Below are 305 nucleotides of genomic sequence, written 5' to 3'. Positions count from 1 at the left end.
ATTGGCGCGCAGATCGCAACGCTTCTGGTCCAAGAGAGGTGCATGGTTGTTCTGGCAGACACGGATCTTGCGCGTGCTGCCGCTCAGGCTAAAAGCCTCGGCTCCAATGCTTGTGCTATCCAAATGGATGTCCGCAGCAGGCCTACCGTGCGCACAGCAATGGACAAAGTTTTAGAGCAGCATGGAGGCATAGACATTCTGGTCAACAACGCCAGTGTTGTCCGGGCCGCGCCCCTGCTCGAATGCACCGATGAGGACTGGGACGAACTTCTAGCGACCAATCTGTCGGGCGTATATCACTGCTC

Annotated in this window: 1 protein-coding gene; it reads left to right on the top strand. The window is 56.7% G+C overall.

What is annotated here, in order from left to right; genetic code table 11:
• Nucleotides 1-42 precede the first annotated feature (42 nt).
• Nucleotides 43-305: SDR family NAD(P)-dependent oxidoreductase (locus ACTFO6_RS18400; protein WP_439935824.1), on the top strand; the 263-nt coding region annotated here is incomplete at its 3' end.

The sequence above is a fragment of the Pelomicrobium sp. G1 genome (genome assembly GCF_051905455.1).
Classification (GTDB): domain Bacteria; phylum Pseudomonadota; class Gammaproteobacteria; order Burkholderiales; family UBA6910; genus Pelomicrobium.
Note: the sequence above shows the minus strand (reverse complement) of the source record. Positions and strands in the feature narration are given on the sequence as shown.